Annotated in this window: 2 tRNA genes; both read left to right on the top strand. The window is 50.6% G+C overall.

Annotated features, from left to right (window positions below):
• The first annotated feature begins 46 nt into the window (after nucleotides 1-46).
• Nucleotides 47-123 (top strand) — tRNA-Ile (locus tag QSJ80_RS15600).
• Nucleotides 124-236: 113 nt separating this feature from the next.
• A tRNA-Ala gene (locus QSJ80_RS15595) sits at nucleotides 237-312 on the top strand.
• The last annotated feature ends 32 nt before the right edge of the window (nucleotides 313-344 follow it).

The following is a 344-nucleotide window of genomic DNA, read 5'->3' as shown; positions in this document are numbered from 1 at the left end:
ACAAGGAACGCAACGCAGTGAAAACAAAAAAGATCAAGTTAGCGATAGGCCTGTAGCTCAGCTGGTTAGAGCGCACCCCTGATAAGGGTGAGGTCGGCAGTTCAAGTCTGCCCAGGCCTACCAAATCTTCCTGTTACGTCGTTGCTTCAAAGCTCGCATAGCAGGCTATGCGTCGCTTCAAAGCGCCTAGTTACAGCAAGATTAATACTTCGCGTTACGCGTTGCTTATCGAATATGGGGCTATAGCTCAGCTGGGAGAGCGCTTGGTTTGCATCCAAGAGGTCTGCGGTTCGATCCCGCATAGCTCCACCATTTTCTCCACTTCCACATCAGAGCTCAGTAGA

This window comes from Biformimicrobium ophioploci (assembly GCF_030270605.1).
In the GTDB taxonomy this organism is placed as follows: domain Bacteria; phylum Pseudomonadota; class Gammaproteobacteria; order Pseudomonadales; family Cellvibrionaceae; genus Biformimicrobium; species Biformimicrobium ophioploci.
Note: the sequence above shows the minus strand (reverse complement) of the source record. Positions and strands in the feature narration are given on the sequence as shown.